Source organism: Mesorhizobium shangrilense (assembly GCF_040537815.1).
In the GTDB taxonomy this organism is placed as follows: Bacteria; Pseudomonadota; Alphaproteobacteria; order Rhizobiales; family Rhizobiaceae; genus Mesorhizobium; species Mesorhizobium shangrilense.
The window spans coordinates 3734923-3749112 of record NZ_JBEWSZ010000001.1 but is presented as its reverse complement, the minus strand read 5'-3'; the positions used below and the strand labels follow the sequence as shown (position 1 = coordinate 3749112).

At 60.7% G+C, this 14190-nt stretch carries 18 protein-coding genes and 1 pseudogene; 13 read left to right on the top strand and 6 right to left on the bottom strand.

Features of this window, described 5'->3' with window-relative positions; genetic code table 11:
- Positions 1–155 precede the first annotated feature (155 nt).
- The 4 genes from ABVQ20_RS18320 to ABVQ20_RS18305 all read right to left on the bottom strand — a co-directional run bounded on the left by ABVQ20_RS18320 (position 156) and on the right by ABVQ20_RS18305 (position 2466).
- Positions 156–608: a hypothetical protein gene (locus ABVQ20_RS18320; protein ID WP_354460909.1), complete on the bottom strand. Its 453-nt coding sequence runs from the start codon at positions 606–608 to the stop codon at positions 156–158.
- Positions 586–1080, bottom strand: coding sequence for a hypothetical protein (locus tag ABVQ20_RS18315; RefSeq protein ID WP_354460908.1), 495 nt, complete (start codon positions 1078–1080; stop codon positions 586–588). Before ABVQ20_RS18315 ends, ABVQ20_RS18320 begins: the two co-directional genes overlap by 23 nt.
- Complete coding sequence (locus tag ABVQ20_RS18310; protein WP_354460907.1) at positions 1062–1859, bottom strand: TIGR04255 family protein; 798 nt, start codon at positions 1857–1859, stop codon at positions 1062–1064. The genes ABVQ20_RS18315 and ABVQ20_RS18310 overlap by 19 nt, the downstream gene beginning before the upstream one ends.
- Positions 1860–1953: 94 nt before the next feature.
- Positions 1954–2466 carry a HigA family addiction module antitoxin gene (locus tag ABVQ20_RS18305; RefSeq protein ID WP_354460906.1) on the bottom strand — a complete coding sequence of 171 codons (513 nt, stop codon included), beginning with the start codon at positions 2464–2466 and terminating at the stop codon, positions 1954–1956.
- A gap of 82 nt (positions 2467–2548) precedes the next feature.
- Here ABVQ20_RS18305 and ABVQ20_RS18300 point away from each other — a divergent pair, with 82 nt between their 5' ends.
- The 4 genes and pseudogenes from ABVQ20_RS18300 (at position 2549) to ABVQ20_RS18285 (ending at position 4026) form a co-directional block, all read left to right on the top strand.
- Positions 2549–2890 (top strand): Rap1a/Tai family immunity protein, encoded by a 342-nt coding sequence (locus ABVQ20_RS18300; protein WP_354460905.1) that lies wholly within the window; start codon positions 2549–2551, stop codon positions 2888–2890.
- Positions 2891–3148: 258 nt separating this feature from the next.
- Positions 3149–3381: pseudogene (locus ABVQ20_RS18295) on the top strand (hypothetical protein).
- Positions 3382–3501: 120 nt separating this feature from the next.
- The gene (locus ABVQ20_RS18290) at positions 3502–3795 is read left to right on the top strand and encodes a hypothetical protein (protein WP_354460904.1); all 294 of its coding nucleotides are present in this window, start codon (positions 3502–3504) and stop codon (positions 3793–3795) included.
- 24 nt (positions 3796–3819) lie between these two features.
- Positions 3820–4026 (top strand): hypothetical protein, encoded by a 207-nt coding sequence (locus ABVQ20_RS18285; protein WP_354460903.1) that lies wholly within the window; start codon positions 3820–3822, stop codon positions 4024–4026.
- Positions 4027–4447: 421 nt separating this feature from the next.
- Here the strand turns inward: ABVQ20_RS18285 and ABVQ20_RS18280 are convergent, their stop codons facing one another.
- Complete coding sequence (locus tag ABVQ20_RS18280; protein WP_354460902.1) at positions 4448–4603, bottom strand: hypothetical protein; 156 nt, start codon at positions 4601–4603, stop codon at positions 4448–4450.
- 73 nt (positions 4604–4676) lie between these two features.
- On the opposite strand from ABVQ20_RS18280, the gene ABVQ20_RS18275 reads away from it, so the two are divergent.
- Positions 4677–5006 (top strand): hypothetical protein, encoded by a 330-nt coding sequence (locus ABVQ20_RS18275; RefSeq protein ID WP_354460901.1) that lies wholly within the window; start codon positions 4677–4679, stop codon positions 5004–5006.
- A 199-nt stretch (positions 5007–5205) separates the two neighbouring features.
- Here ABVQ20_RS18275 and ABVQ20_RS18270 read toward each other — a convergent pair whose 3' ends face one another.
- On the bottom strand, positions 5206–6129 hold the full coding sequence (locus ABVQ20_RS18270; protein ID WP_354460900.1) for a LysR family transcriptional regulator: 924 nt from the start codon (positions 6127–6129) through the stop codon (positions 5206–5208).
- Between the two features lie 93 nt (positions 6130–6222).
- Here ABVQ20_RS18270 and speB point away from each other — a divergent pair, with 93 nt between their 5' ends.
- The 8 genes from speB to betA all read left to right on the top strand — a co-directional run bounded on the left by speB (position 6223) and on the right by betA (position 14170).
- Positions 6223–7194 (top strand): agmatinase, encoded by a 972-nt coding sequence (gene speB, locus ABVQ20_RS18265; RefSeq protein WP_354460899.1) that lies wholly within the window; start codon positions 6223–6225, stop codon positions 7192–7194.
- Between the two features lie 3 nt (positions 7195–7197).
- Positions 7198–7980: an SDR family NAD(P)-dependent oxidoreductase gene (locus ABVQ20_RS18260; protein WP_354460898.1), complete on the top strand. Its 783-nt coding sequence runs from the start codon at positions 7198–7200 to the stop codon at positions 7978–7980.
- Positions 7977–8714: an SDR family NAD(P)-dependent oxidoreductase gene (locus ABVQ20_RS18255; protein WP_354460897.1), complete on the top strand. Its 738-nt coding sequence runs from the start codon at positions 7977–7979 to the stop codon at positions 8712–8714. The genes ABVQ20_RS18260 and ABVQ20_RS18255 overlap by 4 nt, the downstream gene beginning before the upstream one ends.
- Positions 8711–9601, top strand: a complete 891-nt coding sequence (locus tag ABVQ20_RS18250) for a polysaccharide deacetylase family protein (protein ID WP_354460896.1) — start codon at positions 8711–8713, stop codon at positions 9599–9601. The genes ABVQ20_RS18255 and ABVQ20_RS18250 overlap by 4 nt, the downstream gene beginning before the upstream one ends.
- Before the next feature lie 117 nt (positions 9602–9718).
- Positions 9719–10690, top strand: coding sequence for an ABC transporter substrate-binding protein (locus ABVQ20_RS18245; protein ID WP_354460895.1), 972 nt, complete (start codon positions 9719–9721; stop codon positions 10688–10690).
- Between the two features lie 4 nt (positions 10691–10694).
- Complete coding sequence (locus ABVQ20_RS18240; protein ID WP_354460894.1) at positions 10695–11504, top strand: ABC transporter permease; 810 nt, start codon at positions 10695–10697, stop codon at positions 11502–11504.
- 12 nt (positions 11505–11516) lie between these two features.
- The gene (locus ABVQ20_RS18235) at positions 11517–12308 is read left to right on the top strand and encodes an ABC transporter ATP-binding protein (protein WP_354460893.1); all 792 of its coding nucleotides are present in this window, start codon (positions 11517–11519) and stop codon (positions 12306–12308) included.
- A gap of 176 nt (positions 12309–12484) precedes the next feature.
- Positions 12485–14170, top strand: a complete 1686-nt coding sequence (gene betA / locus ABVQ20_RS18230) for a choline dehydrogenase (protein ID WP_354460892.1) — start codon at positions 12485–12487, stop codon at positions 14168–14170.
- Positions 14171–14190 lie beyond the last annotated feature (20 nt).

The following is a 14190-nucleotide window of genomic DNA, read 5'->3' as shown; positions in this document are numbered from 1 at the left end:
GAAGTGGTTTCGAGGATTGTCGACCCATCCCGGGAATAACGCCAGTGAGCTTGAGTTTTACGCTGGCTGGAAGAGACGCAGAGATGGCGAGGGCCATCGGCGAGACGATCACACGCCAAGTGATCCGTTATGGCGCGACCCAAGCTGAACGCTGGCTACCGTATTTCGACGCCTTCTATCGGGATGTACCATCCGCACGCGTTCAGCAACGCTTTCTCTTGGGCACCGGTAAACTTGTCGGCTCGGGGTGCGGCGCCCCAAACTTCGCAGTGGTAGGGATTACCTTCGATAGGATCATAGCCGACCCTCAGAGATGCAGCCCGGGCCGCCTGCGCTTGGAATTGGACAGCCGCGACATAGACCGGCGTTCGAACGAATGCGACAGGATCCTTACCTTCTTCTAAGATCGTCCGTTCATGGTCGACAGACATGCCGCCGCCCTGTGGTTTCATAAGCTTTGATGACAAACGCCTGCAATTCCTGTTGTCATCCGGAACTACGTGGTGAATCGGATTGATCCGGCGAATGAGAGTGTCGCCGGGCAAGATCTCGGCATGATCATGCGGGATCGCGTTGCCGTCGTCATCACGCGGCGGCGGGGACAGCATCAGCAGCTCGCTTTGCCATTTCGTCGATCCATATCCTCACGATCTTGAAATCGACAGTGAGCTTCGCTTCTTCCTCGCCGCCCTTATCAAGGTCGGTCATGACGCAATCGACCTTGTTGACGCCCAAGATATCCAGTTCGATATCAAGGCCGCAGCTGTGCCATTCAATCTGCAAGGTGCCGTCCGAACCAGGCACCAAGCTGGGGCAAGGGGCACCGGGCACATAGATCGCCTGCAACAAATTTGCTGCGAAATATGCGATGCTGAAGTCGACGGATTTGCCTGAGTAGCCATCCCAGCCCTTCGGCAGTTGCATCAATTCGTCGAGCTTGCCCATCACCGTCTCAGACCAAGCGTAGTCGGGGTTCTGAACGATAAGGCGATGGACAGCCCAGTCGCTCTCCCTGCCGCGCCGTTGAGGCTGGATCGAGTAAACTGAGGCCGACGAATTTGTCATTGCTTTCGTTGCCATGCCTTTTGCGCCTGCTCGGTGGTTAGATCGCAGAACCGATTGATGATTTTCATCCGACCCGCCGCAAAGAAATCTTTGACCCCAGAGACATCCTGCTGACTGGGTGCTCCTCGGTAAGTGATCCCAAGACGAATCGCCCGTTTCACCTCACGCGTACTATGAAGGCTGACCTCATAGTGCATCCTAGCGATTGGATCCTTTCCATCAGGTGAAAAGACCACTTCCGAGAAATTGGCGTTGAGCTGTTCGATATTCAAGCCTGTAGGTCGGACGATGCTAAGCCAGTCGGACAGTAGGGTACCGTCGATCATAGGTATGGCGTTTATATACGATATCTCTGCCTGATTGATCACGAACGGCGACCGATCACTGTCGAACTTGGCCTCAAGCCGGGCGAGGAAGCCGTCGAACATGGCTGAAATAGCTTCAAAGCGGGGATAAGCCCGGCTGGCGCGCCTCCTCCAATTGAGGAGGAAACGGTCGTCCTGGAACTGCAAAAGATGGCTGTCGTCCTCGGCGATAAACCAATATCGTTTGCTCGGTTCGGTGGTCTGGAACGATATCTGGAAGTTCGCCATGGTTTCCGCGCCGCCGAAGACCTCAAAGCGTGGATCGAGCCGCGGCACCTCGGCGTAGTTTGGAAACTCCGACTTGAATTCTTCGCGGACGCGCCATGCGAACAGGTCAGTGTAGCCCGGATGCCGAGCAAACTGGACGCCCAACACCACTTCGTCCAGTGGCGGATTGCCGAAATCAGGAAGGCCCTCAGGCCTAGTCATGGCTGCACGCCGAATGTAAATGCAAGCGAAGCACCCTCCCTATTTGGCCGGACACTGCCTTAGAGTAACCCTGAATACAAGCGGTATAGTACGCCTAGGCTGTGCAGTATTTATGGCGTCGAAGGTGCAGCGTCGGTATCGCCTCGATCTCGGCGCTGAGTGCCTTTCCTGCCCGTTCGAGATCATAGGTGCGTTGAAGGTTGAGCCAGAACACCGGGCCGTTGCAGATCAGCTTACCAAGGCGCAGCGCCATGGCGACGCTGACAGGCTGCTTCTCATCCAGGATGTTGTAGAGCGTGCGCCGGGAAATGCCGAGCAGCTTGGCAATTTCGGTCTTGGGTTTTTCGAGCGCCGGGATGAGATCTTCGCGGAGAAGTTCTCCGGGGTGCATCGCGGGCAAGCCGCGCTTGATGGGTGCCATGTTCATCGGTGGTAGTCCTCCGAGCCAGGTTCGACTCCTGGTGTTCGCTCCACTCAGCCCAGCTTGATCATCTTCAACGCGCCGAGCAGCGCTGCGATAGGCCAGCTGAATCGCCAGGCGACGAGCCTGACGACCTGAAAATACCAGATCGCTTTGGCGCGCCAGGGAGACGATGAAATCGTTCACCTCGACAGTTCGGGCACGTTGGATTGTAAGCCCCTGTCCGTCGCTGCTAGAGTGGGTCAGCTCGGATAGGAGGGCATTGGGGATGCGTCGCAGCTTCCAAGCACAGGCTATCGCTTTGGCGTTGGCCATTGCTGCCTGGTTCCAGTCACCAGCGACTGCCGCTGAGACCGTGCAAGATCTCCTAAAATACTGCAGCGCAAAAGACGGTTCGGTGCAAGCGATCTACTGTGTTGGTCGTATAACTGGGATCGCTGACGCGTTATTTGTTTTTGCTCAGGGAAGTTTTTGCCCGAAGACATCGACGACCGGCGGGGCAGAGGTTCAGTTGTTCAAAAACTATGCCACTACACATCCTGAAGTCTGGACCCAGTCGGATTATAATGGGGTCCTTTACGCGCTCAACCAGAAGTGGCCGTGCATATAGGGAGGAGGAGATGCAACTGGTCTTCAAGACACAAGCTGTCGCTCTGGCTTCAATGGCACTCGCCCTTTGGTTCTCGGCCTTCGCTCACTGCCCGCGAAGGCCTGGCGCGTCCTGGCCCCGTCTACGCCTCGAACTGATAGCGTTGCGAGGTTTCTCTACTGTCACTGGCGACGTCGCCAGTGACAACCGGTGACCGTGCGTGATCTAGACAGAGCCATCGCCGAAGAGCTTGAGAGCGCCGCCGAGCGCATCGCCGACATGTCGCGCGCGGATCTGCAAATTATCCTTCGGCGCGCGGCGCTGATGCTTCGGAACGTCGCCGACGTGCCGCTGGAACCGGCGACAGAAGTGCGCTGAACTCGATCGCCGCCGAGATGAAAATCGGCCGGTCGGACCTCATTCAGATCGTATTGCGCGAGTGGCTGGAGACCAACGCCTACCTGCCAGTTCGGATGGTCGACGAGGACAGCGAAACGGACGGCAGCGCCTGAATTCGGTTTCCAAGGAGCTCGACTAGATCCTGGTGCGTCGCGGTGAGCCTCCCCATGGCAGGCCTCATCTTCGCCAAGGTCGTAAAATAACCGGATGTCGGGCGCTGGTTGGAGTATCGGATGAACGTACGAATTCTCATTGCTGCAGGTGCCCTTGCGCTGGCTGGCTCACTCGGGGCTCCGGCAAGCGCGCAAGAAACGTTCCATGGCTACGATTGTACTGATGACTGCTCGGGGCACGAAGCTGGATACGATTGGGCGCAAAGGAACGACATCGCTGACGAATCCGATTGCGATGGGAATAGCCAGTCTTTCAACGAAGGCTGCCAAGCGTATGTCGAGGAGCAATCGTCTGAACCAGTTCGGCGCTATCAGCCCAATGGTGGAGGCGACGACGAAGATGGCAGCGAATGAACCGGGTAGAACAAGGAATTTCTCATGGCTTCGACGACCGCAGCGCTAGTCTGGTATTTGGTAATTGCCGGTCCAGGCAACGGCTTGATCGTGCTGCCCAGCACCTTCGATAAGCGGGAACAGTGCACCGCTGCCATTGCCGAATATCAGAGGCAACCAACGCCGCCCGGCTGGTCGTTGCAGTGCGTGCCGAGCGCCTCGCCATTCGCCGATAGTAGCTCGGCCGATTAGCCATCGCTTAGGAGAGGGTCAAATGGAGGAAATACCGACGATACCAACAGTTCCGATCACGAGAGCGCGCCTGGGTGGCGCACTCCTAGATCGGAGCATATCATGGAAGAAAAACGCGCAAGACGGAGGCGAGACCTCCAGCGCATGAAGGCAAAAGCCAGACGCGTCTATTCAAGGTTTGCGCTGCCTGGCGATGACGGTAGGCGGCACGAAAAACTGGCAAATCATATGGCAAGCTGTTCCTCGTATTGCTGCGGAAATCCGCGTCGATGGTTCGCCGAACTGACGATTCAGGAACGTAGGTTTTTTGCTGAAGGACTTGAGCCATGAGCGGATCACAGGCGGCGACGACGAGTATTCCGCTCTCGAAGCGGCCAGATGACCAGCATTCTGCCCCCGATCGATCACGCGGGCTGCGATGTCAGAAAATAGTCACCACCACGATGAGGACGTAAAGAAGAGCTGCGGCACAGACCGCAACGTTGAAAGGGTCCGACCCGCCTGTCAGTCTGCTGACGCTGGCGGTTCCAGCGACCCGGTTCGGTTTACCAAAAGCAAATACTTCTTCCAAACTCACGACACCCTCCCGCAACGACTCTGCTGGCAATAGCTGAGGTAGGCAACTCAAATGCCAAGCTAGGTGTTCCAGAATGGTACATCCTTCTGGGGCGCGCTTCCCGAATATCGCGGGCCGGGCCCAAGAGCCGTCCAATAATCTGCGAGCGCTGATTGAGGCGCACAGGACCGTATATGCTGCATTTGGCAAAGCCCTGCACGATTTTCGCGGTAGCAGCAGCGAGTCCGACAGAGCCAGCCGTGATGAGGAGAGGGCGCTGCTCGCCATCTGCAGCTATGCTGCGGTTGCGGAAGGGGATCGGCTGGCCAAGGCCCGATATCTCTTAGAGATCGAGGCGCGCGGCGAACTCGACCTCGCAGAGCATATGCAGGCTGTTCTCCGATCGACGATGTGGAACGGATGAGACGACCGGCGTGCTTGCGGTCAGCTGCTGAATGTCTGGTATGCGCCTGATCTCGGCCGTACAGGTTACATTTGCCATTCCCCGAAAGCCGACAGTCCGCTTGCGACCTCCTGCCGACGTCCGATCACGGCAGAAGTTCTTGATGTCAAGCGTACGTAGACGGCGGCTCTCGTGCTAAGCCAGCCCTCTCATCCCCAATCTATCGGACTCCGGCAACGATTGCTCGCGCCAGCGCTTCGGCCGCGCGTGAAGGGCGCTCGCGCGGATAGGCAATGTGAAAGGGGTCCTCGAAGGTCATGCGCTCTGGCGCAAGCACGCGCAGATGACCCTTGCGCACCGACTCTTCCGCATAATGGTCCGGCAGGAAGCCGATATAGACGCCCGACAGCAGGAGGAGCAGCGTACCCTCCATGTGCGGCGTGGCGGCCGACCAGGGAAAGGTGACGCCGCAGATCGTCTGGTCGGTCATGTATGTTCGTCCGGCGAAGGGTTGTGCTTTGAGGCGCGCATCCGTGATCCGCTCGTCGGGTATGTCGAACAGCGGATGACCTTTGGCACAATAGAGCTTCTGCACCTCGGAAAAGATCGTCTGCGCCCGGAAATGGGAGGGGAGGCTGCTCATCCATGGCATGAGAACGATCTGATAGGCGCCGTCGAGCAATCCCTGATACAGCACCTGTGGCGCGGCGACGTCGATTTCCAAGCGGACGCGCGGCGCCAGCCTATGGAATTCGCCAATCGCGCCCTGAAGGTTGAGGGCGCGATTGGTCATCATCGCATCTACTGTGCCGAATTTGAGGCTGCCCGACAATTCGCCCTGAGCCTCGCCCAGGCGGCCCAGGAACTGCTCGATAGATCCAAGCAGATCGAGCGTCGCGGCATGGACCTGCCGTCCTTCCTCCGTCAGCAGGAAGCCGCTGCGCCCCCTTTCGCAAAGCCGCAATCCCAGCCGTTCCTCGAGATGGCGCATATGGGTCGAAATCGTCTGCTGCGTCATGCCGAGGGCAGCCTGCGCGGCGGAAAACCCGTTGTGGTGGACGATCGCCGCGAACACGCGCAGCAGCCGCAACTCGACATCGCCGAGCGACAGATTGAGCACGCGTTGGCGGGGGCGGTTGCGCATACATCGAATAATGCACAACTAAACATCCGATCATAGGAATTTATCGAAGTAGCATTGTCGGACCTACTCCTTCGTCACGAAAGAGGGGTACGCATGTCGAGCAATTCCTACGATTCCGGCCGACTGAACTTGCCGTTCGTCGGCATCTGCACGTTCGGCAAGTATCCGTACCAGCCCGATTGGGAGGCGATCGACGCCGACGTGGCTGTCGTCGGAGCGCCGTTCGACTGCGGCACGCAATGGCGCGCCGGCACCCGTTTCGGACCGCGGGCGATCCGCGAAGCCTCCACGCTGTTTTCCTTCGGCCATGGCGGCGCCTACGACCATGAGGATGACGCGACGTATCTGCCGGCCGACGAGGTCAGGATCGTCGACATCGGCGATGCCGACATCGTCCACACCGACACGATGAAGAGCCACGCGAACATCGAGTTCGCGGTGCGCAAGATACTCGCGGCCGGCGCGCTGCCGGTGGTCCTGGGCGGCGACCACTCCATCAATATACCTTGCATCAACGCCTTCTCGGACGATTGCGCCAAGAACGGACCGATCCACATCGTCCAAATCGATGCGCATCTCGACTACGTCGACGAGCGGCATGGTGTGCGTTACGGGCACGGCAATCCGATGCGGCGCGCGGCGGAAAAGCCCTATGTCAGCGGCCTTTCGCAACTCGGCATCCGCAACGTCTCCTCAACGGCGAAGGAAGGCTACGAGGATGCCCGCGAGATGGGCTCCGACATCTTGTCGGTGCGCCAGATCCGAGCGTTGGGGATCGACGCGGTTGTCGAGCGCGTGCCCGCCGGCGCGCGCTACTACGTCACCATCGACATCGACGGGTTCGATCCCTCCATCGCGCCCGGAACCGGCACGCCGTCCCATGGCGGCTTCATCTACTACGAGGTGTTGGAAATTCTCGCCGCACTCGTGAAGCGCGGCACCGTCGTCGGCATAGATCTGGTCGAAGTCGCTCCCGACTACGACCATTCCGGCTCGACCTCGATCCTTGCCGCGCAAGTGCTGATGAACCTTATCGGCCGCGTCATGCACGCGAGGAAGGGCTGATCGGTGGGCCACGTCCGCTACGATTTTTCCGGAGAGAGCGTGCTGGTGACCGGTGCAAGCCGCGGCATCGGCCGCGCCGTGGCGGAAGCGTTCGCGCTGGCTGGCGCCGATGTGACTGTGCTGTCCTCGGGCAAGGGCATCCATGACGCCGCGCGCGAGATCGCTGCCAAAGCCGGGCGTCCGGTGCGGGCGATCGAATGCGACATTACCGACGCGGCGGCGGTCAAATCCGCGCTGGCCGGTCTCGGACGCATCGACGTACTGGTGAACAATGCCGGCCTGGAGCGGATCACGCCGCTGCTCGATCCGGACGAGTGCGTCGAGGAGACGTTCCGGCGCATCACGGACATCAACACCAACGGCACGTTTTACGTGACCCGCAATGCCGTGCCGCACATGCGCGAAGGCGGCCGCATCGTCGTCACCGCCTCGATCTGGAGCCGCGTCGCTGTGCCGGAGTTCTCGGCATACATCACCTCCAAGCACGCCAATCTCGGCTTCACCCGCGTGATGGCCAAGGAACTTGGGACCAAGGGCATCCGCGTCAATGCGGTATGCCCCGGCTGGGTACGGACCGAGGCGGCGATGCTGTCCTTGAAGAACATGTCGCTGCGCACAGGCCGCGGCGAGGACGACCTGTTGGCCGAGATCGTCGGCGCGCAGGTGCTGCCCGGGCTGCTCGAACCGGAGGATCTGGCTGCGCCCTATCTCTTCCTCGCCTCCGACGGCGCCAAGGACATGACCGGACAGGCGCTGATGCTGGACCGTGGGGAGGTGATGGCATGACGCGGCGCGTCCTCGTCACCGGAGCCTATCGCGGCATCGGCGCTGCCTGCGCCCTGGCCTTCGCCAAAACGGGTGCACACGTTGCCATGGCAGACATCCGCTCGCCCGAGGGGGCCGGACATGCGGCTCGCGAGGCGGGCGCGGCCGAGGTTCTGGCGCTCGCCTGCGACGTCTCCGACGAGGCCGCCGTCTTCGCGCTGGGGCAATCTGTCAGGGGCGCCTTTGGCGGTCTTGACGTCCTGGTCCATTGTGCCGGCATTATCCACGAAGCGCCGCTTCTCGAAACGCCCGTGGCCGATTTCGACCGGGTGATCGCCGTCAACCTGCGCGGCTCTTTCCTTGTCGGCAAGATGGCGATCGGCCTGATGGACGGTAGCGAGCAGGTGCCGGCGCGCGCCGTCATGATCGCTTCCGACATGGCCTACTACGGGCGCGAGACCTTCTCGCCCTATGTCGCCTCCAAGCATGGGGTGTTGGGGCTGGTGCGCTCCTGGGCCAAAGAGTTCGCGCCGCGCATCCTGGTCAATGCGATCTGCCCCGGCCCGATCGACACCGAAATGCTGGGCGCGGACAATATGAGCGCCGAATGGCGCGCGCGGGAACTCTCCATACCGCTTGCCCGATTCGGCAAGCCGGAGGAAGTGGCCGAGCTTACCATCTTCCTCGCCGGCGACGGCGGCCGCTACTTCACCGGACAGGGCATCAGCGTCAATGGCGGGAGCATCATGCCATGATCCGCAATCGGATTCCGTGGCCGAGCGGCGCGAAATGCGCTGCATGCATCACCTTCGACATGGATGCCGACAGCCTCGTGCATATCGCGCATCCGCAGGACGGACATTCGCGCGTATCGGCGATCTCCATGCTGCAATACGGGCCGAAGGTGGCCGTCCCGCGCATTGTGGAAAGCTACCGGCAACTTGACTTGAAGCAGACCTTTTTCGTGCCGGCGTGGTGCATCGAGCAATATCCGCAGGCGATCGAAGCCATCCTCGAAGGCGGCCACGAGCTTGCCCATCACGGCTTCCTGCACGAGCATCCGCGCGAACTGTCGGATGAAGAAGAGGCCCACTGGCTCGATCGCGGCATCGAGGTCATCGAGAGGGTCAGCGGCAAGCGGCCGCGCGGCTGGCGTGCGCCGCTCTACAATTTTTCGCACCGGTCCGCCGATCTGCTGGCCGCTCGCGGCTTTGCCTATGACGCCTCGCTGATGGGCGACGACATTCCCTATCTGCTCGAATGCGACGCCGGCAGGCTGGTGGAACTGCCGTCGCACTGGGGCCTCGACGACTGGCCGCAATATGTGCAGTCGATGGACCTCGACTACATGATGCCGATCCGTGCTCCGGAGCAGGGCTTCCTCACTTTCGCGCAGGAGTTCGAAGCAGCCTATCGGCATGGCGGACTATGGTTTCCGGTCGTGCATCCCTTCGCAACCGGACGGCTCGCGCGCTGGGAGGTCGTTCACCGTTTCCTCGAAAACGTGCTGGCTCGCGGCGACGTGTGGTTCGCACCGATGGAGGAAATTGCCGCGCACGTCCTGAAGGTGGTGGCCGACGGCACATGGGCACCGCGCGTCGACCGGCTGCCCTACTACGCCGAGCCGGTGAGAGTTCGATAGCGGGCACTGTCTCGGTTTCGAGGCGATACCCGACCGTGGAAGATGAGGAAGCGTCACGCCTTATCCGGAGCTCCGGCGTGATGTTTGGGACAAGAAGGCTCTGAATGGGAGACTAACATGCTGAACAAAGTGATTGGTTTTGCGGCCATTGGATTGGCGTTGGGCATGGCTTTGCCTGCCGAGGCGGGAACGCTCAAGCTCGCGCATTCGACATGGGTCGGCTACGGGCCGTTCTACATCGCGCGCGACAAGGGCTTCTTCAAGGACGAGGGCGTCGATGTCGATCTGACCGTCATGGAAGATACGCCCGCGAAGATGGGCGCCCTGCAAGCCGGGCAGGTCGATCTCGTCGCCTCGACGGTGGACGAATTTCCAATCTACATGCCGCCCGGCAAGACGCTGCGTTACATCATGGCCGTCGACAATTCCAAGGGCGGAGACGGCATCGTCGCCCGTAAGGACATCAAGTCCATAACGGATCTCAAGGGCAAAAAAGTTGCCTTCGAGACGGGCTCGGTTTCGCAGTTCTTCTTCAATGCGATCCTGAAGCAGGCCGGCATGTCGGAAAATGACGTCGAGGTCGTCAACATGACAGCCACCGATGCCGGCGTCGCGTTCGTGGCCGGGCAGGTCGACGCGGCCGTGACGTGGGAGCCCGCGCTCAGCCAAGGCGCCAACTCGGCAAATGGTCATCTGTTGCTGTCGAGCGCCGACAAGCCGGGACTGATCACGGACGTGGTTGCGGTCACGCCTGAAACGGCAGCCACACACCAGGCGGATCTCAAGGCTTTTGTCCGGGCTTGGTATCGGGCGCTCGAATTCATCAAGACCAATCCGGACGAAGCAAACCAGATCATGGCAAGCGGTGTCGGCGGCTGGCTTGCCGATCCGGTGGTATTCAAGCAGACATTGGCGGGAATCGAGTATCTCGACAAGAGCGCAAATCAGACGTTCTTCGGGTCTTCCGCCGCGCCCGGACAAATCTCCAAGACCCTCGGCTATGCGCTGGATATCTGGTCGGAGAAAGGGCGGATCCAGGCCAAGATCAAGCCGGACGACCTGATCGACTACGGTTTCGTTGGAGGCTGATCCGATGACCGGCGCGGCACTGCTCGTGAACCGAATACTGACGCCGCGCCGGTCCATTTCGCGCGGCATCACCCTGGGCGCCGGCGCGATGGTGAGCGGCGGCATCCTGCTTGGTTGGTGCATCGCGACCTATGGCGGGCTGACGGATCCGCTGTTCCTGCCGGCTCCGCACCGAGTGGTCATGGCGTTCTGGCATTCGCTGCTTGACGGGTCCCTGCTCAGGAACACCTGGGCCAGCCTGCTCGTCATCAATGTCGGCTTCCTCCTGTCCTCGATCGTGGCGGTTCCGCTCGGGATATTGATGGGCAGCTTCCGCGTCGTGTCCGCGGCGCTGGAGCCAATCGTGAACTTCATGCGCTATCTGCCGGTGACGTCCATGATCCCATTGCTGATCCTGTGGATCGGCATTGGCTTCGAAGAAAAAGTCGCCGTCATTTTTATCGGCACGTTCTTCCAGCAGATTGTCATGATTTCCGATGTTTCCGCCCGGGTTCCCGCCGAATTGTTCAACGCCTCCTACACGTTGGGCGCGACCAGATGGCAAGTCGTTACCAGAATGTTGCTGCCGGCGACCATGCCTGGGGTCATGGACACGCTGCGCGTCACCATGGGATGGGCTTGGACTTATCTTGTGATCGCGGAACTCGTCGCTTCGAGCTCCGGCCTTGGCTACATGAGCATGCAGGCGATGCGCGGCCTGCACGCCGAGTACATCTTCGTCGGCATCCTGGTCATCGGCATGCTTGGGTTGGCGACCGACCAGATTTTCAAATGGATCAAGATCGTATGCCTGCCTTGGGCAGAGCAACGCTGAGGAGGCGGTGCAATGGGTGCTCTCGACATTGAAAATGTAAGTCTGCGATTTGGGACGCGGCATTCCAGCCAAGTCGTCGCTCTCAGCAATCTCCATATGCGCATCCCGGACAAACAGTTCGCCGTCATCGTCGGACCATCGGGCTGCGGCAAGTCGAGCCTGCTCGATCTGGTGGCTGGATTGAAAGAGGCATCGAGCGGGGAATGCAAGGTCAATAGCAAGACAGTATTCGGTCCTGGCCGGGATCGGGGAATGGTCTTCCAGAACTACTCGTTGTTTCCTTGGCTATCGGTTCAGAAGAATGTCGAATTCGGCCTTGCGCTGCGCAACGTCGCCATGCGCGAGCGGGCCGAGCGGGCACGCCATTTCGTGCATGCGGTCGGCTTGAGGGGATTCGAGAATGCCTATCCCAGCCATCTTTCGGGCGGCATGAAGCAGAGGGTCGCGATCGCCCGCGCGTTGGCGAATGATCCGGAAGTGCTGTTGATGGACGAGCCATTCGGGGCATTGGATAGCCAGACCAGAGCGGTGATGCAGGAACTATTGATCGACATCTGGGAACGGCATCAGAAGACCGTCCTTTTCGTGACGCACGACATCGACGAAGCGATTTTTCTTGGCGACGTCGTCTATGTGATGTCGGCCAGACCCGGCCGCATCATCGATACGGTTCAGGTCGATCTGCCTCGGCCACGTCAATACGATTTGGTAACGACACAGGATTTCATCGACCTCAAGCGGCGAATCCAGAAGAACCTGCATCACGAAGTTCACAAGGCTCTCGCGGCCGCCGGCGCGGACTAAAAGCCGAAGGCCGAGCCGCTGCGCCTTCAGGTTCCGACCCGTACCGCTCCTGATATGCCGCAGGGGCCGACTTACGTCCGGAGATGTGTTTAAAAAATACATAAAAACAATGAGCTAGAGCCCTTCCGCGCGAACATGGCGGAATGCTCCAAGCCCGAGAAGCTAGGGAAATCGCCATGGATGCCACTTTCGACTACATCATCATCGGCGCTGGCTCCGCTGGCTGCGTGCTGGCGAACCGCTTGTCCGAGGACCCCTCTGTGAGCGTTCTGGTGCTGGAGTTCGGCGGCAGCGACAAGTCGATCTTCATCCAGATGCCGACGGCGTTGTCGATCCCGATGAACGGCACGAAATACAACTGGAAATACATGACCCTACCGGAGCCCGGCTTGGACGGCCGGCGCGTGCATTGCCCGCGCGGGAAGGTGCTCGGCGGCTCCTCTTCGATCAACGGTCTGGTCTATATGCGCGGCCATGCCCGCGATTTCGACGAATGGGCCGAACGCGGCGCGCGCGGCTGGGGCTACGCCAACTGCCTGCCTTATTTCCAGCGGGCCGAGAGCTGGCAGGATGGCGGCAATTCCTATCGCGGAGAAGCTGGCCCGCTCGCCACCAACGCCGGTAACAGGATGAAGAACCCGCTCTACCGGGCCTTCGTCGGTGCCGGCCGCGAGGCGGGCTATATCGCCACCGACGATCCGAACGGCCACATGCAGGAAGGCTTCGGCGCGATGCACATGACCGTCAAGGACGGCGTGCGCTGGTCGACCGCCAACGCCTACCTCAAGCCGGCCATGGGGCGACCGAACCTGACCGTCATCACCCATGCGATGACCCGCCGCGTCCTCCTCGACGGCAAGCGTGCCGTCGGCGTCGAATACGAGCGGGGCGGTGCGAGGCATGTCGTCAACGCGACCCGCGAGGTGCTGATATCGTCGGGACCGATCGGTTCGCCGCACCTCCTGCAGCGATCCGGCATCGGCCCGGCGGCGGTGCTGCGAGAAGCGGGCGTGCCGGTCCTTCATGATCTTTCGGGTGTCGGTGAGAATCTTCAGGACCATTCGGAAGTCTATATCCAGTACGCCTGCAAGGAGCCAATCACGCTGAACGGCAAGATGGGTCCGTGGAGCCGTTTCCTGATCGGCGCCGAATGGATCCTGTTCAAGAAGGGCCTGTCGGTGTCGAACCATTTCGAAAGCGGTGGCTTCATCCGCTCCGACGCATCGCTCGAATGGCCCGATATCCAGTTCCATTTCCTGCCCGCCGCGATGCGCTACGACGGCAAGAAGCCGCTTAAGGGTCATGGCTTCATGGTGCTGACGGGTCCGAACAAGCCCAAGAGCCGCGGCCATGTGCGGCTGCGCTCGCCGGAGGCCCATGAGCAGCCGGACATCCTGTTCAACTACCTCTCCCGCGAGGAAGACCGCGAAGGTTTCCGTCGCTGCCTCAGGCTGACCCGCGAGATCATCGCTCAGCCTGCATTCGACCGCTTCCGCGGCGACGAGATGGCGCCGGGCGCCGATGTCAGGACGAATGACGAGATCGACGCCTGGGTGCGCGAGACGATGGAGAGCACTTACCACCCCTGCGGCTCCTGCCGTATGGGCGAGGACGCCATGGCCGTGGTGGACAGCAACCTCAAGGTGCGTGGCATTGAGGCTCTGCGCGTGATCGACAGTTCAGTCTTCCCGTCCGAGCCGAATGCCAATCTCAACGCGCCCACCATCATGCTGGCCGAGCGCGCCTCCGACATCGTGCGCGGCAAGCCGCTGCTGGCCGCCTCCAATGCAGCCGTCGGCGTGGCGCCGGGCGTCGGGGTCACGCAGCGCAGCGGTGAACCGGTGCGCCGGATCCGGCGATAGCTTTTGCGGCGGAGGAAAAG